The sequence below is a fragment of the Gordonia sp. L191 genome, from assembly GCF_030077625.1.
In the GTDB taxonomy this organism is placed as follows: Bacteria; Actinomycetota; Actinomycetes; order Mycobacteriales; family Mycobacteriaceae; genus Gordonia; species Gordonia polyisoprenivorans_A.
Genome location: NZ_CP125996.1, coordinates 3,795,346 through 3,818,053, shown reverse-complemented (window position 1 = coordinate 3,818,053; position 22,708 = coordinate 3,795,346). Strand labels below are relative to the sequence as shown.

General features: G+C 66.0%; 26 protein-coding genes, 1 tRNA gene and 1 other annotated feature. Of the genes, 13 read left to right on the top strand and 14 right to left on the bottom strand.

Annotated features, from left to right (window positions below):
• Positions 1-46: 46 nt before the first annotated feature.
• Positions 47-841, bottom strand: a complete 795-nt coding sequence (locus QNM97_RS17300) for a hypothetical protein (protein ID WP_283819560.1) — start codon at positions 839-841, stop codon at positions 47-49.
• Between the two features lie 169 nt (positions 842-1,010).
• Between QNM97_RS17300 and QNM97_RS17295 the strand changes: the two genes are divergently transcribed.
• From QNM97_RS17295 to sepX, 4 genes are all read left to right on the top strand, one after another.
• Complete coding sequence (locus tag QNM97_RS17295) at positions 1,011-2,276, top strand: sensor histidine kinase (protein WP_283819559.1); 1,266 nt, start codon at positions 1,011-1,013, stop codon at positions 2,274-2,276.
• Complete coding sequence (locus QNM97_RS17290; RefSeq protein ID WP_283819558.1) at positions 2,273-2,935, top strand: response regulator; 663 nt, start codon at positions 2,273-2,275, stop codon at positions 2,933-2,935. The genes QNM97_RS17295 and QNM97_RS17290 overlap by 4 nt, the downstream gene beginning before the upstream one ends.
• A gap of 32 nt (positions 2,936-2,967) precedes the next feature.
• Positions 2,968-3,624, top strand: a complete 657-nt coding sequence (locus tag QNM97_RS17285; RefSeq protein ID WP_283819557.1) for an SIMPL domain-containing protein — start codon at positions 2,968-2,970, stop codon at positions 3,622-3,624.
• A 136-nt stretch (positions 3,625-3,760) separates the two neighbouring features.
• Complete coding sequence (gene sepX, locus QNM97_RS17280) at positions 3,761-5,029, top strand: divisome protein SepX/GlpR (protein WP_283819556.1); 1,269 nt, start codon at positions 3,761-3,763, stop codon at positions 5,027-5,029.
• Here sepX and QNM97_RS17275 read toward each other — a convergent pair.
• On the bottom strand, positions 4,986-5,756 hold the full coding sequence (locus QNM97_RS17275; protein WP_283819555.1) for a hypothetical protein: 771 nt from the start codon (positions 5,754-5,756) through the stop codon (positions 4,986-4,988). The two genes, sepX and QNM97_RS17275, sit on opposite strands and share 44 nt — an antisense overlap.
• Before the next feature lie 106 nt (positions 5,757-5,862).
• Between QNM97_RS17275 and QNM97_RS17270 the strand changes: the two genes are divergently transcribed.
• Positions 5,863-5,938, top strand: a tRNA-Ala gene (locus QNM97_RS17270).
• Positions 5,939-6,295: 357 nt separating this feature from the next.
• Here the strand turns inward: QNM97_RS17270 and QNM97_RS17265 are convergent.
• Positions 6,296-6,775 (bottom strand): GNAT family N-acetyltransferase, encoded by a 480-nt coding sequence (locus tag QNM97_RS17265; protein ID WP_283819554.1) that lies wholly within the window; start codon positions 6,773-6,775, stop codon positions 6,296-6,298.
• A 97-nt stretch (positions 6,776-6,872) separates the two neighbouring features.
• Between QNM97_RS17265 and QNM97_RS17260 the strand changes: the two genes are divergently transcribed.
• The gene (locus QNM97_RS17260; RefSeq protein ID WP_283819553.1) at positions 6,873-7,085 is read left to right on the top strand and encodes a helix-turn-helix domain-containing protein; all 213 of its coding nucleotides are present in this window, start codon (positions 6,873-6,875) and stop codon (positions 7,083-7,085) included.
• A gap of 80 nt (positions 7,086-7,165) precedes the next feature.
• Here the strand turns inward: QNM97_RS17260 and QNM97_RS17255 are convergent, their stop codons facing one another.
• Positions 7,166-7,672, bottom strand: coding sequence for a hypothetical protein (locus QNM97_RS17255; RefSeq protein WP_283819552.1), 507 nt, complete (start codon positions 7,670-7,672; stop codon positions 7,166-7,168).
• 128 nt (positions 7,673-7,800) lie between these two features.
• Between QNM97_RS17255 and QNM97_RS17250 the strand changes: the two genes are divergently transcribed.
• A protein-coding gene (locus tag QNM97_RS17250; protein WP_283819551.1) for an IS3 family transposase occupies positions 7,801-9,050 on the top strand; the annotation gives its coding sequence in 2 pieces (ribosomal slippage) (positions 7,801-8,092 and positions 8,092-9,050; 1,251 coding nt in all).
• Positions 8,082-8,213: a sequence feature (AL1L pseudoknot), on the top strand. It overlaps the preceding gene by 132 nt.
• 713 nt (positions 9,051-9,763) lie before the next feature.
• Here QNM97_RS17250 and QNM97_RS17245 read toward each other — a convergent pair.
• Together QNM97_RS17245 and QNM97_RS17240 are read right to left on the bottom strand one after the other, a co-directional pair.
• Positions 9,764-10,018 carry a site-specific integrase gene (locus tag QNM97_RS17245; RefSeq protein WP_283819550.1) on the bottom strand — a complete coding sequence of 85 codons (255 nt, stop codon included), beginning with the start codon at positions 10,016-10,018 and terminating at the stop codon, positions 9,764-9,766.
• The gene (locus QNM97_RS17240) at positions 10,003-10,482 is read right to left on the bottom strand and encodes a hypothetical protein (RefSeq protein ID WP_283819549.1); all 480 of its coding nucleotides are present in this window, start codon (positions 10,480-10,482) and stop codon (positions 10,003-10,005) included. Before QNM97_RS17240 ends, QNM97_RS17245 begins: the two co-directional genes overlap by 16 nt.
• A gap of 85 nt (positions 10,483-10,567) precedes the next feature.
• Between QNM97_RS17240 and QNM97_RS17235 the strand changes: the two genes are divergently transcribed.
• Positions 10,568-10,744 (top strand): hypothetical protein, encoded by a 177-nt coding sequence (locus tag QNM97_RS17235; protein WP_283819548.1) that lies wholly within the window; start codon positions 10,568-10,570, stop codon positions 10,742-10,744.
• Positions 10,745-11,011: 267 nt separating this feature from the next.
• Here QNM97_RS17235 and QNM97_RS17230 read toward each other — a convergent pair whose 3' ends face one another.
• Positions 11,012-11,497, bottom strand: coding sequence for an excalibur calcium-binding domain-containing protein (locus tag QNM97_RS17230; RefSeq protein ID WP_283819547.1), 486 nt, complete (start codon positions 11,495-11,497; stop codon positions 11,012-11,014).
• 234 nt (positions 11,498-11,731) lie between these two features.
• Between QNM97_RS17230 and QNM97_RS17225 the strand changes: the two genes are divergently transcribed.
• Both QNM97_RS17225 and QNM97_RS17220 read left to right on the top strand, forming a co-directional pair.
• On the top strand, positions 11,732-12,448 hold the full coding sequence (locus QNM97_RS17225; protein WP_283819546.1) for a hypothetical protein: 717 nt from the start codon (positions 11,732-11,734) through the stop codon (positions 12,446-12,448).
• A 258-nt stretch (positions 12,449-12,706) separates the two neighbouring features.
• Positions 12,707-13,825, top strand: a complete 1,119-nt coding sequence (locus QNM97_RS17220) for a hypothetical protein (RefSeq protein WP_283819545.1) — start codon at positions 12,707-12,709, stop codon at positions 13,823-13,825.
• 17 nt (positions 13,826-13,842) lie between these two features.
• Here QNM97_RS17220 and QNM97_RS17215 read toward each other — a convergent pair whose 3' ends face one another.
• The gene (locus tag QNM97_RS17215; RefSeq protein ID WP_283819544.1) at positions 13,843-14,907 is read right to left on the bottom strand and encodes a fatty acid desaturase family protein; all 1,065 of its coding nucleotides are present in this window, start codon (positions 14,905-14,907) and stop codon (positions 13,843-13,845) included.
• A 771-nt stretch (positions 14,908-15,678) separates the two neighbouring features.
• The gene (locus QNM97_RS17210; RefSeq protein ID WP_006369600.1) at positions 15,679-15,882 is read right to left on the bottom strand and encodes a cold-shock protein; all 204 of its coding nucleotides are present in this window, start codon (positions 15,880-15,882) and stop codon (positions 15,679-15,681) included.
• Positions 15,883-15,990: 108 nt separating this feature from the next.
• Between QNM97_RS17210 and QNM97_RS17205 the strand changes: the two genes are divergently transcribed.
• Both QNM97_RS17205 and QNM97_RS17200 read left to right on the top strand, forming a co-directional pair.
• Complete coding sequence (locus QNM97_RS17205; protein WP_208794934.1) at positions 15,991-16,209, top strand: hypothetical protein; 219 nt, start codon at positions 15,991-15,993, stop codon at positions 16,207-16,209.
• A gap of 76 nt (positions 16,210-16,285) precedes the next feature.
• Positions 16,286-17,236 carry an esterase/lipase family protein gene (locus tag QNM97_RS17200; RefSeq protein ID WP_283819543.1) on the top strand — a complete coding sequence of 317 codons (951 nt, stop codon included), beginning with the start codon at positions 16,286-16,288 and terminating at the stop codon, positions 17,234-17,236.
• A gap of 7 nt (positions 17,237-17,243) precedes the next feature.
• On the opposite strand, the gene QNM97_RS17195 is transcribed toward QNM97_RS17200, so the two are convergent.
• Together QNM97_RS17195 and QNM97_RS17190 are read right to left on the bottom strand one after the other, a co-directional pair.
• Positions 17,244-17,567, bottom strand: coding sequence for an AzlD domain-containing protein (locus QNM97_RS17195; protein ID WP_283819542.1), 324 nt, complete (start codon positions 17,565-17,567; stop codon positions 17,244-17,246).
• Entirely contained in the window at positions 17,564-18,322 is a 759-nt protein-coding gene (locus tag QNM97_RS17190; RefSeq protein WP_283819541.1) for an AzlC family ABC transporter permease, read from the bottom strand. Before QNM97_RS17190 ends, QNM97_RS17195 begins: the two co-directional genes overlap by 4 nt.
• 18 nt (positions 18,323-18,340) lie before the next feature.
• Here QNM97_RS17190 and QNM97_RS17185 point away from each other — a divergent pair, with 18 nt between their 5' ends.
• On the top strand, positions 18,341-18,958 hold the full coding sequence (locus QNM97_RS17185) for a helix-turn-helix domain-containing protein (protein WP_283819540.1): 618 nt from the start codon (positions 18,341-18,343) through the stop codon (positions 18,956-18,958).
• Positions 18,959-18,961: 3 nt separating this feature from the next.
• On the opposite strand, the gene QNM97_RS17180 is transcribed toward QNM97_RS17185, so the two are convergent.
• The 3 genes from QNM97_RS17180 to QNM97_RS17170 form a co-directional block, all read right to left on the bottom strand.
• Positions 18,962-19,789, bottom strand: coding sequence for a maleylpyruvate isomerase N-terminal domain-containing protein (locus QNM97_RS17180; RefSeq protein WP_283819539.1), 828 nt, complete (start codon positions 19,787-19,789; stop codon positions 18,962-18,964).
• Between the two features lie 159 nt (positions 19,790-19,948).
• Positions 19,949-21,487, bottom strand: a complete 1,539-nt coding sequence (locus tag QNM97_RS17175; RefSeq protein ID WP_283819538.1) for a 4Fe-4S binding protein — start codon at positions 21,485-21,487, stop codon at positions 19,949-19,951.
• 112 nt (positions 21,488-21,599) lie between these two features.
• The gene (locus tag QNM97_RS17170; protein ID WP_283819537.1) at positions 21,600-22,601 is read right to left on the bottom strand and encodes an AurF N-oxygenase family protein; all 1,002 of its coding nucleotides are present in this window, start codon (positions 22,599-22,601) and stop codon (positions 21,600-21,602) included.
• Positions 22,602-22,708 lie beyond the last annotated feature (107 nt).

The window sequence follows — 22,708 nt, the reverse complement described above, 5'->3', positions numbered from 1 at the left end:
TTTGCCGCGGGCAAGGGTCGACGGGCGCCCGTATCCACCGAAGAACTCAGCCACCGAAGAACACTGCCAGCGCCTGTGCCGACTCGGCGGCCGAGCTGATATTGGCGGCGCAGACCACCCCGGTGGCCAGCGCGACGAGCGCCAATGCGGCGGCGCAGGCGAGCGGTCGTGTCCGGGCGCCGCGGGGTGCAATCGCCGCGGCACGAAGAGCGACGCCGGTCGCGCCGAGAACACCGACGGTGAGCACGCCGGCGATCACCGCGAATGCCGTGTGGTACCGGGCGAAGTCGTCGACGAGAACCTGCAACGGTGCGGAGAACTCGCCGCCGACGGGTGCAACGACTTCGGCGTGAACCCGACCAGCGATCGCGAGGATCGTCGGGTCACCGCTGCCGGAGAGGAAGGGCAGTAGTGAGGACAACGGTGCGATCGCGCCCTGGATGTTCGCTGCCACGATGACGAGAGCGATCGCGGCGACGGCAGCGGCCGGTAGCGCCCGCAAGGGACGGCGGCGCGTGGGCTCGCTGGTTCCCCGGTAGAGGGCGATGGTCAGTCGACATGCGACGACGAGTAACGCCAGGCCGATCACGGCTTTCGCGATGTGAAAGCGCCGCCAGCCGTCGACAAGAGCCGTCAGATCGGCGGGTGGTGCGCCCGATCCGCTCGTCCAGAAATGGGCGAACGCCGAGCCGAATGCCGTTGCCATGGCGTCGGGGCCGGAGCCGACGAGCAACCAGGGGGCCAGCATCGTCGCCGCAGCGAGCACGGCGGTCAGCACGCCGAGGGCGACGATCCGGGCGGTGCTCGTCGTCGGAGTCGGGTGGTCGCGATGAGTGTGCATGACGGGCAATGACTTTCGTTCGGTGATCGGGGACCGCACCATGGTGGGCCCATCGGCAGGTGCGGCACATCGGCAGTGGGAACGATGTGTGGGTCCTCCCCGCGGACGAGTTCGGAACCGTTCGCGAGGAGGACGCCTCCTGCGGACTCGGGGTCTACAGTTGGCTCCGATGCCGACCCAGATTGCCGAGACCGCGCGTCGCTGGCGCGTGTGGTGGATGACCGACGCCGCTCCGGGTGCCGCGGCATTCGACGGCTCGCTTGCCACGCGCATCGGCCGGTGGTTACGTATCGGTGCGACGTCGCCGGCGGCGTCGGCGATCGTTCCCGTAGCGGTTGTGCTGGCCTGTGCCGCAATCCAATTGAGTCAGCGTGGCGGCCCGACTGCTGCTCATCCGGGGGCCGCGCTGCTCGTGAGTGTGCTGCTGGCGCTCCCGCTGTTGGTGCGGCGTCGTCTTCCGGTGACGGTGTTCGCGGTGCTCGCACTCGTCGCTTTCGTGCAATGGGCCCTCGACCTTCGGCTGGTGGCCGACATCGCTCTGCTGATCGCTGTGTACACGGTGGCGGCGGCGTATCCGGCGCGCACGGCCTGGGCCGCGGCCGCCGTCGTCGAGGTGGGTGCGGTGTTGGCGGTGCTGCGTTGGCAGGCAAGTGGTGACCGCGTCGAATCCCTTGTGCTGTTGACCGGGCCGTTGATCGCCGCGGTGTGCGCCGGGATCGCGGTGCGTAACCGCCGCAATGCGATCCTGGCCGCCGCCGACGGTGCCCGACGACGAGAGCATGAACGGCATCAGACCGAACTGCTCGCGGCCGCGCGCCACCGGCAGCAGATCGCTCGGGAGATGCATGACGTGGTGGCACACGGTCTCTCGGTGATGGTCACGCTGACCGAGGGAGCGCTGGCCACCGGGGATCGCGACCCCGCCGCCACGCAGGATGCGATGAGGCGCGTCGCCGACACCGGGCGCGAGGCGCTCGACGACATGCGCGACCTCGTCCGGGTAATGCGTGCCGACGAGCTGCCGCGCCGACCGCAACCCGGTGTCGACGACGTCGAGACCCTGGTGGATGAGTGTCGGCGCACCGGAGTCGACATCGAGTTCATCGTCGAGGGAACCGCGACCGATGTATCCGCGCCCGAGGGACTGACCGTGTATCGCATCGTGCAGGAAGCCCTGACGAACGTGCGAAAACACGCTGACGCGACCACGGTTCGCGTGAACCTGGTCTTCCGCGACGACGCGATCGACGTCGAGATCGTCGACGACGGGCGCAGCCCCGGGGGCTCGGCCGAGCCGGGGTTCGGACTGACCGGGATTGCCGAGCGTGCGGCATTCCACGGCGGTCGCACGGAGTCCGGACCCCTGGTGGGCGGTGGTTGGCGGGTCTGGGCGTGCATCCCGACACGACGGGTCGCGGCAGGCGCCGACCGATGACGATCCGGGTGGCCATCGTCGACGACCAGGAACTCGTCCGGCTCGGGCTGCGGATGGTCTTGCAGGCCGCCGACGGCGTCGAGGTGGTGGGGGAGGCTGCCGACGGCGACGAGGCCGTAGCGCTCGTGGAGTCGTGCGCTCCCGACGTGATCCTGATGGATGTGCGGATGCCCCGGATGAACGGTGTCGAGGCGACCCGGCAGGTGGTGGCCCACCACCCATCGGTGCGGGTGCTGGTGTTGACGACCTTCGACGTCGACGAGTACGCCTTCGACGCCATCCGCGCTGGAGCGGCCGGGTTCTTGTTGAAAGACGTGCGTGGCGCGGAGTTGGTCGATGCGGTCGTGGCCGTCGCCCGAGGTGACGCGGTGATGTCCCCGCGTATCACCCGAGCCCTGGTCGATGCGTACGCCGCGACTCCGCCCGCACGCACCGCACCCGACCCGGTTCCCGTCGACGACCTGACCGAACGCGAACGGCAGGTGGTCGTCGCCGTGGCTCGTGGACTGTCGAATCGAGAGATCGCGTCGGAGTTGTTCGTCTCCGAGACGACGGTGAAGTCGCACGTGGCCAACATTCTCGCCAAGCTCAACCTACGCAACAGGATTCACGTGGTGATCTACGCCTACGAGCGTGACCTGGTGCGACGCGATGGATGAGTAGACGGCGTCGGGTTCCGTAGCATCGGGCCATGACGCAGCTGGAGATCATCGTCCGCGGCAACGCCGACGGGAAATACGCGCCGGAGCGGGCAGTGGTGCACCTTCGGGTGGCGGTGTCGGGGAGTGAACGGGAAGCGGTGTACCGCGACGCGATCGAGGTGCATGCGCGTCTGATCGCGACGCTCGACGAACTGGCCGGTACCGACGCTGTGGCGACGTGGTCGAGCGACACCGTGCATGTCTATTCCCATCGGCCCTATGACGCGAAGGGCAAGCTGCGAGACCTCGTGTACTCCACCAACATCGGCGTCGACATCGAGTTCGCCGACGTCGACGCGCTGGGCGGGTTCATCGACGTGTGGGCGCAGGAGTCCGGGGTCGACGTCGCCGGCGTGCGGTGGGCGCTCACCCCGGAGAGCCGTCGTCGGCATGAGGCGGAGTTGCGGCGTGCGGCCGTCGAGGACGCCGTACTCAAGGCGCAGGCCTACGCCGATGCGGTCGGGCGCGGGCCGGTCACCCCGACCCAGCTCGCCGACCCGGAGATGCTCGATGCCCACCAGCCGATGCCCCGGGCACTGCTGGCCGCCGGGGCGCCCGCCGGTGACGGCGGCTCGCCATCGCTCGACCTGCGATCCCGCGACATCGAGTTGTCGGTGACCGTCGACGCGCGCTTCATCGCCGAATGACCAAGCGCGTCCGCTGAGAAGTGCATGTGAACTGGACTGATTCGGGTGTGCCCCGGCGCGTCTGCGCAGGATGCGGCGCGTCCGCACCTAGATTGTGGAGTGGCCCGGTGTAACCAGAGTGAAGAAAGGGAGAGCCATGCCGAACTCCGTCCTGTGGATCTGCCTCGTTGCGGTGTGGCTCTTCGTGTTGGTGCCGATGGTGATCAAGGGTCGCCCGCAGACCAAGAAGACCACCGAGGTCGCCAAGGCGACCCGTCTCCTCCATCGTGGTGGCACCCGAACCCGCAGCACCCGGCGGCGGCGCGCGGCCGGTGCACACCCGCACGATCCGAGCTACGTCGCCGAACGCACGACCGCTCGTCGCTCGGCGACCGCCGTTCTCGACGCCGAGGACGATGCCACCGAGGACAATGTTGCCGAGGACGACGACACCGTCGATGGCGACGCCGAAGACTTGACTGCACAAGCGGATTCGTCGGTTCACTCCGACGCCGACGAGGTGCTCACCGGTGACGTCGAGACCGACGACGTCGACGACACCGAGGACACGGTGGCCGAGAAGGTCACCATCACTCGTGTCGAGGTCGATGTCGTCGAGGTCGAGGTGGACCTGCTCGACGAGGACGAGGACGACGAACTCGACGACGAGTCGCAGTACGAGGACGCCGAACTCGACGACGAGTACGACGATGACGAAAACGCCGAGTACGACGATGACTACGACGAAGACGCCGAGTATGACGACGAGGACGCCGAGTACGAGGACGATCTCGGCGGTGACTACGAGGATTCCGAGTACGACGAATATGACGATGACGACTACGACGACGAAGTAGATCTCGAGGACGAGGTCGACGAAGAACTCGAAGGTATCCGGAAGCGTCGGGAGGCAACACCTGCCGCGGCGAAGGAAACGGTTCCGGAGGTCAAGCAGGACAGGAAGTCTCGTCGTCGGAGCGCGTACACGATCGATGCGACCGGCGACGTGTTGCGCTACAAAGAGCGTCAGCGGGTGACTTTGACGCTCGCGGCGATGGTTATTGCCGCGATCGTCTGCGGTGTGCTGTTCGGCCAATACGGCTGGATCGCCACCGGGGTGACGGGAGTGCTGTTCGTCGGATACCTGTTCTACCTGCGGCGAACCGTCAAGGCAGAGGAGCAGATTCGGGCTCAGCGCATCGCCCGCGCACGTCGCGCCGCGAAGGCCGAGGCAGAGCGCGAGCGCCGCGAGATGCAGACACCGGAGTTCGCTGCCGCCCCGCCGCCGCCGCGGCTACGTCGTCCTGGTGGTGCGGTGGTCCTCGAGATCGACGACGAGGACCCGGTATTCGACCATCTGCCGCCGTTCCAGCGGCGTCGCGTCATGCGCGAGGACGAGGACTTCCGGCAGGCCGCGGCCGGCTGACATTCAGCGACTCCGGGTGCGCGACAATCCATTCGCGTCCCGATCGGACCGCGCGGCACAGTGCCAGCCGTTCCCCGATGTAGAGCGACGGCGCTCCCAGCAGCGGAACCCACGACAGTGTCGAGAACGGCCGGGGCGGCTGGGGGCGCCGACTCATCTGTGCGTCGACCTTGCGCAGGATCTGCGCGATGTCCCACAGCAGACGCAGGGCCGATCGCTTCGAGGTTGCGTCCTCCGGGCCGACCGGTGTCACCGATGCCGGGAGAGCGTCATCGGGGAGGTCGCGGTCGCACAGCACCGACGCGAGCAGGCGTATCTGCCACGCGCGCTCGGTGACGCCGTACTCGCGGGCGATCGCGACGAGGACCGTGGCCTGATTGGCGAAGCCCAACGGAGTTGCCAGGGGCAACACCTTGGCCCACGCGCCCAGTGCGCCGGGATAGGCGACGGCGATCGTGTTGATAGTGCCGAGCCGGCTGATCCACCATTCGGCTCGATCCTTCATCGACAGTTCCGTCCAGCCCTTGGTGCCCGGCCAGTCGGCGACGTCGAGCGCCTTGGCGACGGCGTGCTGGACTGCGGCGATCCCGGAATGGTCGCCCTCGTCGAAGGTGTGCGCCTTCAAGCCCAGCGGGTCCCGTTCGGCCAGCACGTCGAGGAGCGGATCGATCACCGCGATCGCTGCGTCCAACGCTCTTGCCAACTGCTCATTCGTCATCTCGGCCACGAGATGCAGGGTAGCGGCACGAGGTCACGACACGGTATGACCTGGCGTTTGTGAGGTGCGCGGGCTGTGCTGCTAGAGTGTCAACGATCGGTTTCCGGACCGGCACGGGGCTATGGCGCAGTTGGTAGCGCGACTCGTTCGCATCGAGTAGGTCAGGGGTTCGATTCCCCTTAGCTCCACCATTTGTTCCGCACTCAAAACGTCGTCCTCAGAGATGCGAAGTGCGGGCTTACTCAAACAAGACGCATCAACAGCGGCCGGTCCTCCTGCGGGAGGGCCGGTTTGCGTTTGGTCGGCGGTGGTGTCGGCCATCCATTCTCTCTGGACCTTCATCAGGCCGTCGAACGCGTCGGTGAGTTCGTGACTCGTGACTTCGTCGTCGTCGATGTAGAGACGTGTGAAGATGGCCTGGTTGAGTTGTCGGCGGACCTCGTCGGAGGTTGCCGTGTACAGCGTTCGAGGGTTGGCGAGGACGTCGAGGCATGCACGGATGTGACGGGCACCTGCTTCGAGGTCGACGTCTTGCTCGCTCTGGCGAGTCAGAAGTTCGTCCCGTTGTTGTTGAAGCTTGGTGATGCGCTGGCGAACGATCTTGGTCGGCAGGTCGCCCTCGGCGGCGAGATCGCGGCGTTGCCGTCGACGATCCAGGCCTCGAGCCGGTGCAGCCCAAGATGGTCGAAGCCCCACTCGACCATGGACTGCACCGCGCCCCGTCCGTGGCCGTGTGTGCGATCCTCCGGCGACCACACGCAGATGCCCACTTGGGCCACGCGACTGCGCCAATCGATGGCGTGTAGCGAGCATTCGCCGACCAAGCGCCCACCATCGGTGCGCATGACGAAGTTGTACTCGGTGGCCGGCGCCGGCCCGGACGTCGCATCAATCTTGCGCCGGAGTTCCGCCGGGCTCCGTGGTCGCCAGTAGGGCGGGCCGTGTTGGGCCAGTTCCTCCCAGTCGGAGCAGGCTTCCAGGATCGCCGGGATGTGGCTCTCTGAGAGGGCGCGCAGTGACACCGGCATGATCGTCTCCCGCTCCTCCAGCAACCGCTGGGAGCATCGACGCTACTTATAAGTCTGTAGACCTTCAAGTAGCGGACCGGAAACGTAACTGCCCGTTATGAAAGGCGAGCTGCAGAAGGTCGTGGGGCGCAATCTGCGCCGGTATCGGTTGGAACGTGGCTACAGCCAGGAGGACTTCGCCGACCGCATGGGCGTGCACCGCACCTACATGGGCAGCGTGGAGCGCGGCGAGCGGAACCTATCGCTGCGGAGCGTCGAGAAGTTCGCAGACTTCTTGGGTGTCGATCCGCTGGAGTTGCTTCGCGCCTGACAGGTCGGCCCCAGCCAAGAGCGGTTACATGATCGGCACTCCCGATCATGTAACCGTGCATGCCTCTTATGCGTCGACGCTTAACCGGCCAGGGCAAAATTCGTGGCGAACCGGCGGTGTAGTCCGACAGCCATCGCGCTGCGCCAGCTCGGTCGGGCTTCGCGAGCAGCTCGGAAGTTGTAGCGGATGAGGCCGATGGTCAGGACGGTGGTAGCGGTAAGCTGGAATAGTACCCACCATGGCCCGCAAGCGATTTCAATTACGCTTGCTGAGGTTGCCACCAGAGAGAGCCCTGTTGACGCACTCAGGAAGCCTGTGAGCGCACCACCCACCATCTCGATCTTCGACCAAACGAACCGAAAGTTGTACGCGGCGACGAGGATAGCGACGACGGCGGGGAACGACAGCGCCGCGGCGAGGAGTGCATGGACGACGGGGGTGAAAGTCGATAGGACCGACTTGCTCGCCCACATGGCCGCAAGTATGACGACGGGTGGAAGCAGATACGCGGCCCACCCGACGACTAATATCCGCCGCGAACAGTTGATAGGGATTCTCGATCCAGTCAGCTTGACGAACTTCGCCATGGCGTTTGCGGCTCGTTGCTGCCGTGCGTGGGCGCTCGCGAGTTGCGACGCCGTCTCGAGACCGTCGCTGTATATCTGAACCGTCCTGGGTCTGGTGGAGACCGTGATCTCACCAGGAGAATACGGATATGGGAGCACCACGGAAGTTCGACCAGGAGACCCGTGAGCGGGCGGTGAGGATGTATCGGGATCGGCTTGCCGAGCCCGGCGAGTCCAAGTCAGGAGCGCGTCGTCATGTCGGGGAGTTGCTCGACATCAATCCGGCGACGCTACGCAACTGGATCGAGAAGGACACTCCGATCGTCTCCGGATCGGGGACGACGGTGGCCGCCCATGACGCGGAATTGCGTGAACTTCGGCGGGAGAACGCCGAATTACGCAGAGCCAATGAGATTTTGAAGACAGCGTCGGCGTTTTTCGCCGCGGCGGAGATCGACCGCCGACTTCGTTGATCGTCGAGTATATCGACGCTCACCGCGACCAGTTCGGGGTCGATCCGATCTGCCGGGTACTCACCGAGTACGGAATGCAGATCGCCCCGTCCACCTACTACGCCCACAAACAGCGGGGCACGATCTCGGCAGCGACACTGTCCGAGGCGTATGCCGCGCACGCCGTCTACCAGCAGTTTAAGAAGAACCGCAGTGTGTATGGGGTGCGCAAGATGTATCACGCGATGTGGCGTGCCGGTCACATGATGGGACGCGACCAGATCGGCCGGCTGATGGGGATCTGCGGAATCTCCGGCGCGGTTCGTGGCTCGCATCGCATCACCACCACCCGTCGCGACGAGACGGCACCGCGCTTCCCTGATCATGTTGAGCGGCAGTGGAATACACCCACACATCCCGATCAGTGGTGGGTCGCCGACTTCACCTACGTGTGGACATTGGCCGGGTTCGTCTACGTGGCGTTCCTCGTCGATGTGTTCTCACGGCGCATCCTCGGATGGCGGGTCATGACCAGCAAGCACACACCGTTGGTGACCAGTGTGGTCGAACAAGCACTGTTCACTCGACGGAGATCCGGATTCGCTTTTACCTCAACGGGTTTGGTGCATCACAGCGATGCGGGAAGTCAGTACACGTCGTTGGCGTTCACCGCCGCCTTGACCGAGGCTAACATCACCGGTTCCATCGGATCGGTGGGTGATGCTCTCGACAATGCGCTCATGGAATCGGCGATCGGCCTCTACAAGACCGAGTTGATCGACACCGGCCGCACCTGGAACGATCGGGGCCACGTCGAACGAGAGACCGCCGCCTACGTCCACTGGTTCAACACCGAGCGATTGCACTCGTCTCTGGACTACTGCCCACCCATCGAGTACGAGACGCGCTACCGTGACACCGTCGCCTCCGAGGCGGAGGTGGCCTAAACCAGGTCTCCATCCGATCCAGGACGGTTCATTCACCACCTCTCCATCTACCCAATCGAGGCAGCGTGAAAACCTACAACGAACTCGGCTACTGAGTCGCTATCTATTGTCGTCGTAGGTCGACTCCGGTAGTCCGTAAGCAACCGCGCAACCGTGCATACCCGCGACGCCGTACTTGCGTCTGAGCGCGTTGGTCGAGTTGCCGGGACGGTAGTCCGCAAGGAGCTGAAGTTGATCTCCATCGAATGATTGAGCCGGTCTGGTGTGGTGTCCGCTGCGATGGATGAGCCTGGTGACGGTCATGCGGTGGATGCGGTACTTGGCGGCCAGATCACGAGCGGACACCCCGTCTTGGTACTCGCTGACCGGTGTCTTCGATTTGTCGGGGTGTGAGCTTGCGGAGTTGGCGACTGCCCTGAGGCGTCGGCGCCCCAAGGGGCGGTCCCTCGACCGTCCGATCTGGCAGGTGCGTTCTACGTGAGGGGTCGTCGAAGCCGGCCGGCGGGTTTGACAGAGATCCACGGAGGCGCTCTCCGACCGGTTCCTTCAGACCATGTCATGACGCGCCAGGCGTGGTCTGTTTCTTGTGGTCATCACCGGTTTTCTTGGTCGATCCGTTGACATCGCCGATCGTCGTTGTGTGTGAATCGCCCTGGCTACTCGCCGTCGTCGGGGTTCGATTGTTGTCCTGTTAGGCCCACAGAAACCGCAGTTCAGATGGCCTCTTCCGACTTCCGGAAGGGGCCGTTTTTCGTGTCACCCACGGAATACCCACGAGAAACCGGAGCGAGCCGGTCCAGCACATGACGGACATCTCCCGTGATCTTCTTGCGCTGCACGTAGTGGCGGCGGGTGATCTCCGGCGAGGTGTGGCCCAGCTGCTCGGCTGCGGCCTCCATGCCGATCTCGTCGGCGAGGATCGTCGCCACGGTCTTGCGGAAGGTCTTCGGCGTCACCCATTCGAACATGTCGGCAGGTCCGTCGGGCTCACCGTTCTTGAGGACCACGAACTTGCGGGCGTCGCGGAACTGACGCCGGGTGTTGGCGGTGGTGCGGGGTCCGCCAGCCCGGGAGGGGAATACCAGTCCGAGTTCGTTCGAGGAGAGGTCGCGCGCGCTTTCTGTCGCTGTAGGGCGCTCACCATGAAGTCGGGCAGGATGAGCCAGTGCTGGCTTGTGGCGGTCTTCGGCCGCGGCTGGTATTCGCCGCGTTTGTTGATCGCACCCGCGAGGTACACCATGGCTGGTGAAAGGTCGGTGGCCCACCGGATGTGCTCCCATTGGAAAGCAAGCACCTCGGAGATGCGCCCACCGGACCCGATGAGGCAGTCGGCGAGGTCGGGGAAATCCATCCCCCGCTTGGGTCCGTACTGGTTGGTGCCCGACCAGGTGGCGATGCGGATCCGCAACTGCTGCAGCTCGTCGATGGTCAAGGCCCGCGCTGCTGCCGGCGTCGAGAACCGACGCGTCGTATCGACACAGTGGCCGGGCGACGGCGAGAGGTCGTAGCCTGGCTGTATGGGACGCGGAAACGGGCACGGAGGCTGGCGTGATCGGCTCAGCAAGCTGATCCCGAGACGCGAGAAACGCGCCTACCCCTCGACGGGTGGTGGGTACTCGCCGATCTCGCCTCGCAACGCGGACGGGGAACGCGGACCGATCATGCCCTTCAACGGCAATGGTTGGGGCCGCTGAAGAACCAAAAAGGCTTGTCCGACAACAATTTCGCCATGCCACTCGGCGTGGGCTGACTGTTCGGTCGATTCGGGCTCGCGGCCGGCGGCCCCAGCCGGATACACATATGGTTGACGCAGACACGCCGTGGCGAACCACGGATTCTCGGCGTGTCGTGCCGGATCGGTGGAATCTGTATTCGTATCGGCGAGACATAACCAGAATCCGGTGCCGGTGGACGGGCGGTCCGCAGGGGTGCGGAAATCGAGCGAACAGCCAAGCGCGCGATCAGGATTCGCAGGCCACGCCGTCGCCGTCACGGTCGAGTCCGGCTCGGTAGCCGGGGTCTCCCACGTGCAGCGGCGCCGCTCCGGCGGCGCGTGCCTGGGCACAACTGCTGTAGTAGACGCTCGATCCCTCGTCGGTGGTCGGCGCAGCCGGTGCATCGGTGGTGATCGGGGTTGTGGTTTGGGGGATGAGCCCACGCGCCACGGTCGGACCGCCCGTCTGCTCGCTGGTGGTGGGCGCCGGCGTGGTGGTGCTCGCGACGGCGGTGGCGGTGGTGGTCTCGGTCATCGTCGCGGTGACCGTACTGACCACGGTCCGCGTCGCTGGAGCGGCCGCCTTGTCGCTGCCGTGCATGGCCGATCCGACCCCGCACGAGAACAACATGAGTATCAGGACCGTGATGATCCCCAGCCCGATCGCCAACGGACGCTTCTTGCGGCCGGGCGGGACAGGAGCGGGGGGTGGTGGACCGAATGGCGCTGTCACTGGTGGAGCTCCTTTGCGCAGAGGAAGTCGCGGGCCGAGAGCACGTGAAGAAGAAGCGATCGACAATTGCGTCGATTGTGCGCTCGAATCGACGGTGCTCGGTATCCGTTGACCGGACGAACCGGGCCATTCGGTGAAACACAAGAATTCCCACCGTGCCGAGCACCGACTGCGGTATCGCCCACCGACTGCGATATCGTCCGACGTCGGGAACCGTCGATCGAGGAGTACTCAATGAAGATCAGCTTCCGCAGCCTCGTGGCCGCGGCCACCGTGTCCGTAGCGCTCGTCGCGGGTTCGGCACTGGGGGCACCTGCGGCGTCGGCGGCACCGACCGGAGAAGCGCTGGCCGCCAAGCAGGCTCTCGACGCGATCACCCCACACCCGCAGGACGCGGCGAGTGTGATCGACGGAATCGGCGCCGCGAACACCCTTCTGAAGAAGCTGGGCATCACCCCGTTCACCCCGACCATCGGTGCCTGCACCGACTTCACTTTCCCGTCGGCGCTCGGCGGAGCGGTTGCGGGGCCGTATACGCCGATCTTGGGCGACTTGACCGTTCGTGGGCTCGGTGACATCAATGCCGTCCGGAAGGGCGAGATCCTCTACGGCTTCGTCCCGGTCGGCACGTTCAACGACTCCGGCAACAAGTCCGGAATGCAGGTGGCGTGGTTCAACGTCAACACCTTCCAAGGCGGATTGGGGGCGCCGATGGGCAGCCTCTCCGACGTCATCATCAACGCGTTCGCCAAGCACGCCGGGATTCCGGCCAACAGCGCCACACTCGCGCCGCTCAAGGTGGCTCTGAACGCGCTGCCCTCCAACGGCGTCCGCGGCGGCCTGGTCGACACCGGTTCGGGCACCGTGCTCTCCGCGATCTACGGCACCGTCAACAAGGGCAATGCGACGTGCTACTTCTTCCCGTCGCTGGGGATCGCCACCGCTCGCTGATTTCGACGGTCGGACCTACCCACTTTCGTGATTCACGAAAGTGATGGAATTATTTATCTTGCCGAATCCGGTGAGCTGTGGTTAGGTTCCCCGTGGGCATGATGGCGAATGCCGGAGTGCGCGATCGGCGGGCCGGTCGGTGGTGTTGCGGTAGGGGGCATCACCGACATGGATGCGCCGGACCAGCGGGGGGTGAGGTCTGGACGCGAACCCGTCGAAACCGGCATTGCGCCGACGTCGAGCCAGCATAATCGGACGATGTCACGGCCCCAGAGAACGGCGGTCGTGGTCCGTAGCGCCTACGGGACCACGACCGTCGAATGGTTTCTGATATTCACCATCGGCACGATTCTCGTCACGCGTGCCTATCTTCTGCTCACCGGCTATCCGCAGATCGGTGGCGGCACACTCCACATCGCGCATGCGCTGTGGGGTGGAGCGCTGATGATGATCGCGCTCATCGTCGGGTGGCTGTTTCTCGGTGCCACCGTTCGCCTTGCTGCGGTTGCCCTCGGCGGCATCGGATTCGGGCTGTTCCTCGACGAGGTCGGCAAATTCGTCACCAAGAACAACGATTACTTCTACGGACCGTCGGCGGAGATCATGTACATCCTCGTCGTGGTCGTGCTGCTGATCAGCAGGGTGGTCCGAGACCTCGCGAAACCGACCGTGGCCGAGGCGCTGGCGAACGCCGCGTCGATCGCCGCCGACGGGGTGAGTCACGGTTTGCCGCCCCGTCGACGGACACAGGCGCAGTGGTTTCTCGCTTATGCCGCTGATCGAGGTGGCGACCCGACGCAGATCGCCACGATCCGAGAGTTGCTGTCCACCAGTGCCACCGGCCCCGACCGGCTCGTGGCGCTACGCGCTCGGGCCGTGCGGCTGATCCCCGGGTTCGCGCGCAGTCCCCGCTGGGTGACGGTGTTCGGCGCCCTGTTGGTGATCACCTCGGTGTGGGCGACCGTGCTCGGGGCGTGGCAGCTGTTCGTCGGACACATCGACAGCGGCGAACTCCACCTGTACCTCGAACTCAGTCGAAACCGGCATGCCGCATGGATTCTGTTCATCAGTGGCATTGCGACGGCATTGCTCTCGATACCGGGAATGATCGCCCGCCGCCGAACCGAGCAGGCCTGGCCGCTTCGTCTGCTGCGACTCGCCGCACTGATCTTCACGCTGAGCAATGCGCTCGTCGACTTTGCGCTCGAGGGGTTCGGCGCCCTGAGCAACCTCGCTGTCGGCCTCGTCGCCCTGGCGGTGATGAATTACCACCTCTCGGCCCGGATGTCGGCCGAGATCGGCGAGCACGGGGTCGGGGAGCCAGAGGTCGGCGAACTTGGGGTCGGTAAACCGGGGGTCGGTGACGTGCGGGTCTGAGCGTGTGAGGCGGGGCCTCAGCGATACATACGAACCAGGGGGCAGGTGAACGGATCGCGTTCGCCGAGCCCGACCTGGTTGAGGTATCGGACGACGATGGCGTAGGAGTCGATCAGCGACGTCTCGGTGTAGGTGACCGAGAGGCGCGCGCAATGCGCCTGCACCAGCGGTCGGACCTTGGCGAGGTTGGGGCGCGGCATGCTGGGGAAGAGGTGATGCTCGATCTGATAGTTCAGGCCACCCATCATGAAGTCGATCATCCGCCCGCCGCGGATGTTGCGTGACATGAGTACCTGCCGGCGCAGAAAATCGACACGTACATCCTTGGGTACCAACGGCATACCTTTGTGGTTGGGGGCGAAGGCGCCGCCCAGCAGGACGCCGAACACGGCCATCTGGAGCAGAACGAACACGACGGCCTGGGCCGTCGTCATCACCACGAATGGCAGGACGGTCGCCACGCCGAGCCGGGCCACGATGAGTGACAGCTCCAATAATCGATGCGGCACAGGTGCTTTGGTGACGAGTCCTTGGATACTGGCCACGTGCAGGGCAGCGCCCTCGAGAGTCAGCAATGGAAAGAAGAACCAGCCCTGGCGACGGGTGAGCCACGCGGCGATGCCCGACCGCCGCGCCGCGACGTCGGGAACAAAGGCGATCGGGCCGTCGATGATGTCGGGATCGGTCCCGATCTGGTTGGGCGCCTTGTGATGCCGATTGTGTTTGCCGCGCCACCAGTGCAGCGAGAGTCCTGCGCCCACCGCGGCCACGATGCGAGCCGTCCACTCGTTGGCCGCAGCCGAAGCGAACATCTGGCGATGGGCACCGTCGTGCCCGAGGAAACCGAATTGGGTACTGACCACGGCGAGCAGCACGGCGAGTGCCGGTTGCCACCACGAATCACCCAGGAGGAGAACCACCGTCCAGAGTGCGAAGAAACTCGCCGACGTGGCGACGATGCGGACCAGATAGTAGTTGCGGCGACGGTCGAGAAGGCCGGAGGCGCGAACCTCGGCGGCCAGCTCCGTGTAAGAACTCACGAATTCGTTGCGGGGGGCCGAGATTTCTCGGGTGGGGGACACAAGTGCCTCGATCTGTGGTGCTGCGCGTCGGCAGTGAAGTGGGTCGGGCTGACGTGTTGTGCGAGAGCGGAAGTCGGCCACCGGCCCGATCGGCGGGTGGACGCGTCGCGTGGCATCGACTGTGCGGCGATCTGAGCCGTCGGCGTCGTGCGACGCCATTGAGAGAGGAGATGATCGTGCGGCCTGTTCGCGCGGTGTGCGCGGGCTACCGGGCCGACTCTACAGCAGACGACTGTGTGGCAGGCGACTCTGCGGCAGGAGAAGACCGCCGGCGGGGGAGCCCGTGGCTCTCCGCCGGTGGTTGCGGTGACGTGGGGCCGAGCGGGTCGGCGGACTGACTATCGGCCGGAACGGCGACTGCCGGAGTCGCGTGCGGAATCCGCGGCGCGGCGCTCTGCGGTGTCGGAGAACACGAGCTGGAAAGACATCGGATTCTGTGTCAGATCGTCTGTCTGGGAGGGGTTTTCGTTCTGATGTGAAAAGAGGTTGTGGTCCATCGGGGTCCTCGATGTCTGTGGGTGACGCCGTTCGTCAGGGTAGTTGCGAGAATCCGTCATCGTTGAGGGTCTCTCACGCGTGACGATCCACATCAGCCGTCGGTGATGGGCGAGGCGAGTGGGCGGCCGGATCGCGCGGTGTGCGCGGGCTACGGGTTCGACCCTACAGCAGCAGACGGCGAGCGGCAGGCGACAGGCCGGTGGATGGGGTCCGGATACGGCTCGGCCCCGACACCGAATCGGTGCCGGGGCCGAGAGGCCGAAGCGAGAACTCTTACAGAGCGCTCACGTTGGTGGCCTGAAGTCCTTTGGCGCCCTGCTCGACGTCGAATTCGACGCGCTGGGCTTCCTCGAGGGTGCGATATCCGTTCCCGGTGATCGCAGAGAAGTGGACGAAGACGTCCTCACCCTGCTCATCGGGGGCGATGAAGCCGAAGCCCTTTTCGCCGTTGAACCACTTGACGGTTCCCTGTGCCATCCTGCTACTTCTTCCTGTTGCTTTGGGCCGTCGATGCGACGACCCGTAACCAGGGTCTCATACTTTCCGCCGATACCTGACATCGGAGGGGCCGCGTACGCTTTCGCCATGACTGCAACTCGCGTTCCCGCGAAGTTCGAATCGATGTTCGGCGACGTCGGCATCGACCCCACGTTCGAAGCCGTCGCCGACGAGTCCGGAGTGGACGTCGACGAGGCGCGCGGCGTCCTGACCGGCGCAATCGATGACGCGGCGACGGTTCAGAAGATCGCCGACACCCTGTGCATCGTCCCCGAGGCGCTCGCCGACCTGATCGCGGATCGGTAGCCGACGGCCCGGAGATCCCATCGCCGATTTCGGCAAACATCGAACCCGTCACCCAAGCGCTTGCTAGGTTGCCTCCATGAGGTTCCGGGGGATCGTCGTCGTCATCGGTGTGCTCGCCGCCGCAGCCACGCTGCTCATCGGCTCGGGTGGCGGAATCGCCCGGGCCGATCTGCCGGTGACCTACAACTTTCTGGGCGGCATCCCCGACGAACTCGCCCATCCGGGCGGCTCCCTGCCCGGCTCCAATGACTTCGGGTGCAAGCCGTCGACGGCGCATCCGGAGCCGGTGGTGCTCGTGCACGGCACGGGTGGCTCACAACAAACCAACTGGGGTACCTATGTGCCGTTGCTCAAGAACCAGGGTTACTGCGTCTTCGCACTGACCTACGGGGTGATCGACGGAGCGCCGTGGCCGGTCAGCGCGGTGGGTGGCATGAAGCCGATGGAGTCCGGTGCGGCGCAGCTCGCCACCTTCGTCGACAAGGTCCTCGCCGCCACCGGGGCCCGCAAGGTCGACATCGTCGGCCACTCCCAGGGCACTGTGATCCCGGACTACTACGCCAAATTCCTCGGCGGAGCGAACAAGATCGACAAGTATGTCTCACTGGCGCCCCTGTGGCAGGGAACCAATGTCGGCGGCGCCGCCGTGCTGATGCCCTTGCTGCGTGGACTCGGGCTGACCGATGCGCAATTCCCGCTGTGTCAGGCCTGCGCCCAATTCGATCCGACGTCACCGTTTCTGACCAAGTTGCGCGCCGGCGGCGTGTACCTGCCGAACATCACCTACACCAACATCAGCACCCGCTACGACGAACTCGTCGTCCCGTACACGTCCGGACAGCTTCCCGGTGGTGCGAACGTCCACAACATCGTTGTGCAACAAGGGTGTTCCGTCGACTACACCGAGCACGCGGGTCTCGCCGGTTCGCGCCGGGCGGCGTACTTCGTGCTGAACGCGCTCGACCCGGCCCACCCGCAATCGGTGCCCTGTGACCGGGCCGCGCCAATCACGGGAAGTGCGTTCTAGCCGCGCATCACGCGACACCGAGCGCGCGCAGTCCCGCGGCGCTCGCGGCGGCGAGTATCACGACGACCACGATCGGCGCTTTGCACAGTGCGGCAACGACTCCGACGGCCACTCCGGCAGGACGGGCCCACCCGATGACCTCGTGGCCGGAGTACAGGGCTCCGGTGAGGGCTACCGACACCAGCAGCACGACGGCGGCGCGGTCCAGGAGGGCGGCGGTGCGCGCCGACACCTGTATCCGCGTACGCAACGCCGGGCCGGCGATGCGCAGCAGGTAGGTGCCGATCGCGAGAACCGCCACGCCGACGATGATTCCGGTGGAGTGACTCATGATGCGCCGGCCTCGAGGCATTCGTCGGCGGCCACGGTTGCCGGCTTTCGGGAATGATGCCGGACGGTCGCCAGCACCCCGACCAGTGCGACGAGCACGGGCAGCCCGGCCGGCACGAACGGTGTCACCGCCAGTGCCGCGGCGCCACCGATGAGCGCCGCCGCCAGTGTCGCCCGATCACGCAGAGCGGGTAGTGCCAGTGCGGCCAGCAGTGCCGGGAACGCCGCGTCGAGCCCGAGCGACTCGGGAGAGGCGACGAGTGACCCGAGCGCGGCACCCAACGCCGCACCGAGCGGCCAGCATACGAGAATGCCTGTGCCACAGAGGAAGAACACTGCACGCCCACGTCTGCGGTCGGTCTCGGCGGTGGCCAGGGCGGCGGTCTCGTCGTTGATGAGGTGTGCGCCGACGAGCATCGGAATCCCGCGGTCGAGGTGGCGACCGACGGCCAGGCCGTACCCGAGGTTTCGGGTGTTCACGAGTAGCCCGGCGGCGGCGCCGAGCAGCGGGGCGCCGCCTGCGGCGAGGACGGCGACGAAGACGAACTCCGACGACCCGGCCAGGACGACGGTCGCGATGATCACCAGTTGCCACCATGCGAGTCCGGCGCTGTGTCCGGAGACGCCGTAGGACATGCCGATCACCATCACCGACAGGCACATCACCGCGACGGCGCGGATGGTGGCGTTGTCCAGGTCCCGCCATGGCCGGCGAGGCCTCCCGGCCGTGAGAGTCGTACTGTCTGGCGAACGCATGGCCACTATGATGAACACATGGCTGTCGTACGTCAAGAAGAACGATCGTTCGATGAAGAGAACGACGGGTCGGCGGGTGCCGCGGCGTCCGTCGATCCGAAGAAGCTCGTCGCCGCCGGACTCAAGCGCGAGCGCACCCGCGCGGGCCTGTCGCTCGGCGAGCTCGCGCGTCAGGCCGGGGTCAGCAAGTCCACCTTGTCCCAGCTCGAATCCGGCGTCGGGAACCCGAGCGTGGAGACGATGTGGGCGCTCAGTACCGCACTGGGAATCCAGTTCTCGGCACTGCTCGACGCCCCCGAACGCAGGGTCGAGGTGGTGCGCGCGGGGGAGGGACCGGTCATCGCGGCCGCCGACGCCGACTATCTGACGACACTGCTGTCGGCGGCCCCGCCCGGTTCACGTCGTGACATCTATCTGATCCGGGCCGAGCCGGGTGCGCCGCGACGGTCGGCCCCGCACGCCCGCGGCGTCGTCGAGCATGTGGTGCTCAGCGCCGGCCGGGCACTGATCGGGCCGACCGAGAACCCCGTCGAGCTCGCACCCGGCGACTACATCGGTTACCCGGGCGACGTGGAGCACATCTTCGACGCGCTCGAGCCGGGCACCGCGGCGGTGCTCGTCAGCGAATCGCTGTAGAAGTCAGGACGTCATCGTGTGACTGCGCGCTGCGGCGAGTCGCCGGTTGAGCCCGAGCGCCAGCCACGGCTTGGCGCCCCAGGCGAAGGCACGGCCGCCCAGCAACGCCGACCCGGGCGAGAAGCGGCCGTGCGCGGCGAGGACGACGGTCTCCGCGTCGATGCTGATGAAGACATCGGGATGCGGCGGGTCGGTGGGGTCGATCTCCAGACGGCCGTCGACGAACCGATAGATGATCCGCTCGGAGGTGCGGCGGATGCGGATGTCGTAGGTGGCGTTGTGGCCGCAGCAAGAATGCGAGTCGGCCCACGGGCGCAGCAGTTGATGGCCGCCTCGTGTCACCAGTGGCGCGATCGCCGGATCGATGTCCCACTGCTCGCCGACGGCGCGCGCGATGTCCCGACCCCGCACGGCCATTTCTCCGATGAGGATTCCCAGCGCGGTGTCCGAGCGCACGCGCTGACGGCCGCCGATGCGCATCATCGGCACGCGGGCCCCGAAGTGCGAGACGGTGTCGAGCAGGTCGTTGAGATCGGCGAGGAAGCGCTCGCTCAGCGCGCACGTGTCACGGGTGGGGAGGTTGGCGATCTGCTTGGCGTAGATGTCGGCCAAAAAGCTTGGATGACATGGCCATTCGTCTTTCCCGTGTACCAGGTCGAGGTAGCGGGAGGGTTCGCAGGCGATGTGGCCGACGCAGTCGGCCAGCGACCATCCTCGCCGGGACTCGACGCGCGCATCAGGGGTGTCGACGTCACGCACGAGTCCGGCGAATCGCTCGCCTATGGTTCGTGCCGCGTCGATGTAGTCGAAACGAGAGATCGTTCCGGGCATGCTCACCCCCATTCGCGCCGACGACGTTACTCGGCGCTGGGGCCCTGCGCAGCAGGCGATTCACAGGCAGGAGTCAAAGGACGCCAAATCGTGACCGTTCCCGGTTTGCGGGACAGACCATCCACGAAATCGTGAGAGCTGTCCACGAATTCGTGGGGATCAGGTGCGGCCGAGTCGGGATAAAATCCCTCGCCGCGAGCCTCCCGCGGGGGTGAGCACGCCGCTTTCGAGGTCGTCGACGAGTGACCCGACCGTCTCCGCGGAGTCGGTCTTGTTGGTGCCGATGAACCCCGACGGCCCACGTTTGATCCACCCTGTGACGTACATGCCGCGCATCGCCTCGCCGGTCGACGAGTCGGCGATGACGCGTCCCCCGGAATGGGGCACCACACCCGCGGCGTCATCGAAGGGCAGTCCGGGGACGGGGCGGCCCCGGTACCCGATCGACGTCAACACCAGCCCGGCGTCGAGGACCTCGCCGGTGCCGTCGGGGCGGTCGGTGACCACCCCGGTCGCGCGGCCGTCGACGACACGGATCTCGCGCGGCGCCCGGCCGAATGCGAAACGGATGTGCGGAACCGTCGGGATCGGGCGGGCGGCGATCTCGCCGAGCACCTCGAGTTTGGCGCTAGCGGTCGGATCGGTCGTCGACGACGGGTCGGGGACCTCGTCGGCGTCGATGGTCACCGGGATGCCGGCGTCGACGAGCCCGACGAGTTCGGGCAGGGTGAACGCCGCGTGTTCGGCGCCGCGACGGCCCATGACCGTCACCCTGCGCACCGCAGACGAACGCAGCGCCGCGAGCGCATGGGGTGCGATGGAGGTGGCGGCGAGGTCGTCGGGATCACGAACGAGGATGCGCGCGACATCGAGCGCGACATTGCCGGTGCCGATGATCGCGACCTCGGGAGACGACAGGTCGACGTCGAGGTCGGCGAAATCGGGATGGTCGTTGTACCACCCGACGAAGGAGGTCGCGCTGGTCACGCCACGGGCGTCGGCACCGGCGATCTGCAGACGGCGATCGGTGGGCGCGCCGCCCGCCCAGATCACCGCGGTGTGCCGGGCTCGCAGCTCGTCGAGGGTGAGGTCGCGGCCGATCTCGGTGTTCAGTCGGATCTCCAGACGCGGATGGCCCGCGATGTCGTCGAACAGGCGCATGACCGAGCGCGTGGACTCGTGGTCGGGGGCCACACCGAAGCGCGCCAGTCCGAACGGCCGGTCGAGCCGCTCGTACATCGTGATGCTCACCTGCGGGTACCGCAGCAGATCGTCGGCGGCGTACATCGCCGACGGCCCCGATCCGACGATGCCGACCGACACCTTGCCGGCCACGGCGAGCGCGTCGGGGTGGCTAATCGGCGCGAGCGGCAGCCGTCGGCCCGGATCAACCGGGAAGCGGGCCTCGGTCAGTCCGATCCGCGAGCCCGCGGCACCCGAAACGGTGCCGGCGTACATCGACGCGTTGATGTCGATGAACCGCTCCTGGCCGTCGGTGAGACGATGCGACGCCGTGATCGCGCCGACCGGGCACGCGGTGACGCAGGCTCCGCAATCGACGCAGGTGTTGGGGTCGATGTAGAGCATCTCGGCGATACCGAAATCGGGTTCGTCAGGGGTCGGATGGATACAGTTCACCGGGCACGCGTACACACACGACGCGTCGCCGCAGCAAGCCTGGGTGACTACATGGGGCATGGGATGGGCGATCTCTTGCTTCGACGGAAGGGACCGGACGCTTGCTACGCCGGTGATCGGCGACCGGGGGATGCGGCGAACGGGGGATGCGGCGACCGAGGGGACGGGGCGATCAGGGCGCGGTGTAGACCGGTTCGCTGCGGAACCGCGACGACCGGCCCGATATGCCGAGTGCACGCCACAGCGTCCGGGAAGCCGGATTCATCAGGCCGCACTGTTCGCCGAGCATCCGGACATCACCGAAGACGTTGCGTCGCACGCGCTTGGATTCCGGTGACCGCCAGAAGATCTCGCGCATCACCGAGTCCGGGACGTCAAACTCGCGACGGAATCTGCGCGGCGGCACCATGATCGCGCCCAGCAGCAGACGCATCGTGATTGGCAGAATCAAAGACAGCACGAATCGCTGCAGCGGGTTCTTCTTCGGGACCGTCTCGCGCAGATGGTGATGGGCGAAGGAGATGTGGCGGGCCTCCTCGGCGACGTGTAGTTGCATCACTGCGGCCATTGCCGGGTGCAGGCTATCGGTGGTGCGCAGGAAGTCCTTCTGCAGGTGATCGATGGGCTCCTCGCCGCCAAGCACTCCGAAGAAGAAGACCGTCGGGAAGATCGTCGACACCAGTGGAACGAACATGGACACCCGTCGGTAAAACCTCTTGGCGCCGGGAACATCCATCCCGATGCGGTTCACCAACTCCTGGAACATCAGGGTGTGGTTGCACTCCTCCTTGGATTCGTGCGTGGTGTAGCGGAAGCGCTTGTCGCCGTTGTCGAGTGCGAAGCTGTACTGCATCAGTCCACGGATCAGGATGGACTCGAACTGCAGTCCGACCTTGGCCACGTTGGCCTGGCGCCACATGCCGATCGCGATCTGCTTGTCCTGCGGCAGCGCCTGATACCACGGGTGGCGCCCGATCGGGTCGACGTCGTACGACAGGATCCACCGCGGGTCGTCGGGAACGACGGCCATCTCCGGGGCGTCCCAGTCGATGTCGAGGTAGGGGTCGAAGTTGCGGTGCACCGACGCGGCCGACAGGTCTTCGAGGACCTGGTTGTAGTCATTGTCGGAGTCGGACTTGTCGTGTTCGGGCACGTACTTGAGAGCCTGGGTCATCGTCGGTCTCCTCCGAGATCGGTGGGCGTCGTACGCCGGTGGCGTCCGGCGTCATGCGACAACAATCGTTGTCACTGACGGTAAGTGTGCCCACACGCTTGTGTCAA

Excerpts from the sequence above, each read along its gene's own strand:
- QNM97_RS17205 (WP_208794934.1), top strand. The coding sequence starts at position 15,991 with ATGACTGCAACTCGCGTTCCCGCGAAGTTCGAATCGATGTTCGGCGAC.
- QNM97_RS17245 (WP_283819550.1), bottom strand. The coding sequence starts at position 10,018 with ATGTTCGAATGGGTGACGCCGAAGACCTTCCGCAAGACCGTGGCGACG.
- QNM97_RS17260 (WP_283819553.1), top strand. The coding sequence starts at position 6,873 with ATGAAAGGCGAGCTGCAGAAGGTCGTGGGGCGCAATCTGCGCCGGTAT.
- sepX (WP_283819556.1), top strand. The coding sequence starts at position 3,761 with ATGCCGAACTCCGTCCTGTGGATCTGCCTCGTTGCGGTGTGGCTCTTC.
- QNM97_RS17210 (WP_006369600.1), bottom strand. The coding sequence starts at position 15,882 with ATGGCACAGGGAACCGTCAAGTGGTTCAACGGCGAAAAGGGCTTCGGC.
- QNM97_RS17190 (WP_283819541.1), bottom strand. The coding sequence starts at position 18,322 with ATGCGTTCGCCAGACAGTACGACTCTCACGGCCGGGAGGCCTCGCCGG.
- QNM97_RS17195 (WP_283819542.1), bottom strand. The coding sequence starts at position 17,567 with ATGAGTCACTCCACCGGAATCATCGTCGGCGTGGCGGTTCTCGCGATC.
- QNM97_RS17265 (WP_283819554.1), bottom strand. The coding sequence starts at position 6,775 with ATGCCGGTGTCACTGCGCGCCCTCTCAGAGAGCCACATCCCGGCGATC.
- QNM97_RS17175 (WP_283819538.1), bottom strand. The coding sequence starts at position 21,487 with ATGCCCCATGTAGTCACCCAGGCTTGCTGCGGCGACGCGTCGTGTGTG.
- QNM97_RS17220 (WP_283819545.1), top strand. The coding sequence starts at position 12,707 with ATGTCACGGCCCCAGAGAACGGCGGTCGTGGTCCGTAGCGCCTACGGG.
- QNM97_RS17290 (WP_283819558.1), top strand. The coding sequence starts at position 2,273 with ATGACGATCCGGGTGGCCATCGTCGACGACCAGGAACTCGTCCGGCTC.
- QNM97_RS17200 (WP_283819543.1), top strand. The coding sequence starts at position 16,286 with ATGAGGTTCCGGGGGATCGTCGTCGTCATCGGTGTGCTCGCCGCCGCA.
- QNM97_RS17170 (WP_283819537.1), bottom strand. The coding sequence starts at position 22,601 with ATGACCCAGGCTCTCAAGTACGTGCCCGAACACGACAAGTCCGACTCC.
- QNM97_RS17300 (WP_283819560.1), bottom strand. The coding sequence starts at position 841 with ATGCACACTCATCGCGACCACCCGACTCCGACGACGAGCACCGCCCGG.
- QNM97_RS17180 (WP_283819539.1), bottom strand. The coding sequence starts at position 19,789 with ATGCCCGGAACGATCTCTCGTTTCGACTACATCGACGCGGCACGAACC.
- QNM97_RS17255 (WP_283819552.1), bottom strand. The coding sequence starts at position 7,672 with ATGGCGAAGTTCGTCAAGCTGACTGGATCGAGAATCCCTATCAACTGT.
- QNM97_RS17285 (WP_283819557.1), top strand. The coding sequence starts at position 2,968 with ATGACGCAGCTGGAGATCATCGTCCGCGGCAACGCCGACGGGAAATAC.
- QNM97_RS17185 (WP_283819540.1), top strand. The coding sequence starts at position 18,341 with ATGGCTGTCGTACGTCAAGAAGAACGATCGTTCGATGAAGAGAACGAC.
- QNM97_RS17235 (WP_283819548.1), top strand. The coding sequence starts at position 10,568 with ATGGGACGCGGAAACGGGCACGGAGGCTGGCGTGATCGGCTCAGCAAG.
- QNM97_RS17295 (WP_283819559.1), top strand. The coding sequence starts at position 1,011 with ATGCCGACCCAGATTGCCGAGACCGCGCGTCGCTGGCGCGTGTGGTGG.
- QNM97_RS17225 (WP_283819546.1), top strand. The coding sequence starts at position 11,732 with ATGAAGATCAGCTTCCGCAGCCTCGTGGCCGCGGCCACCGTGTCCGTA.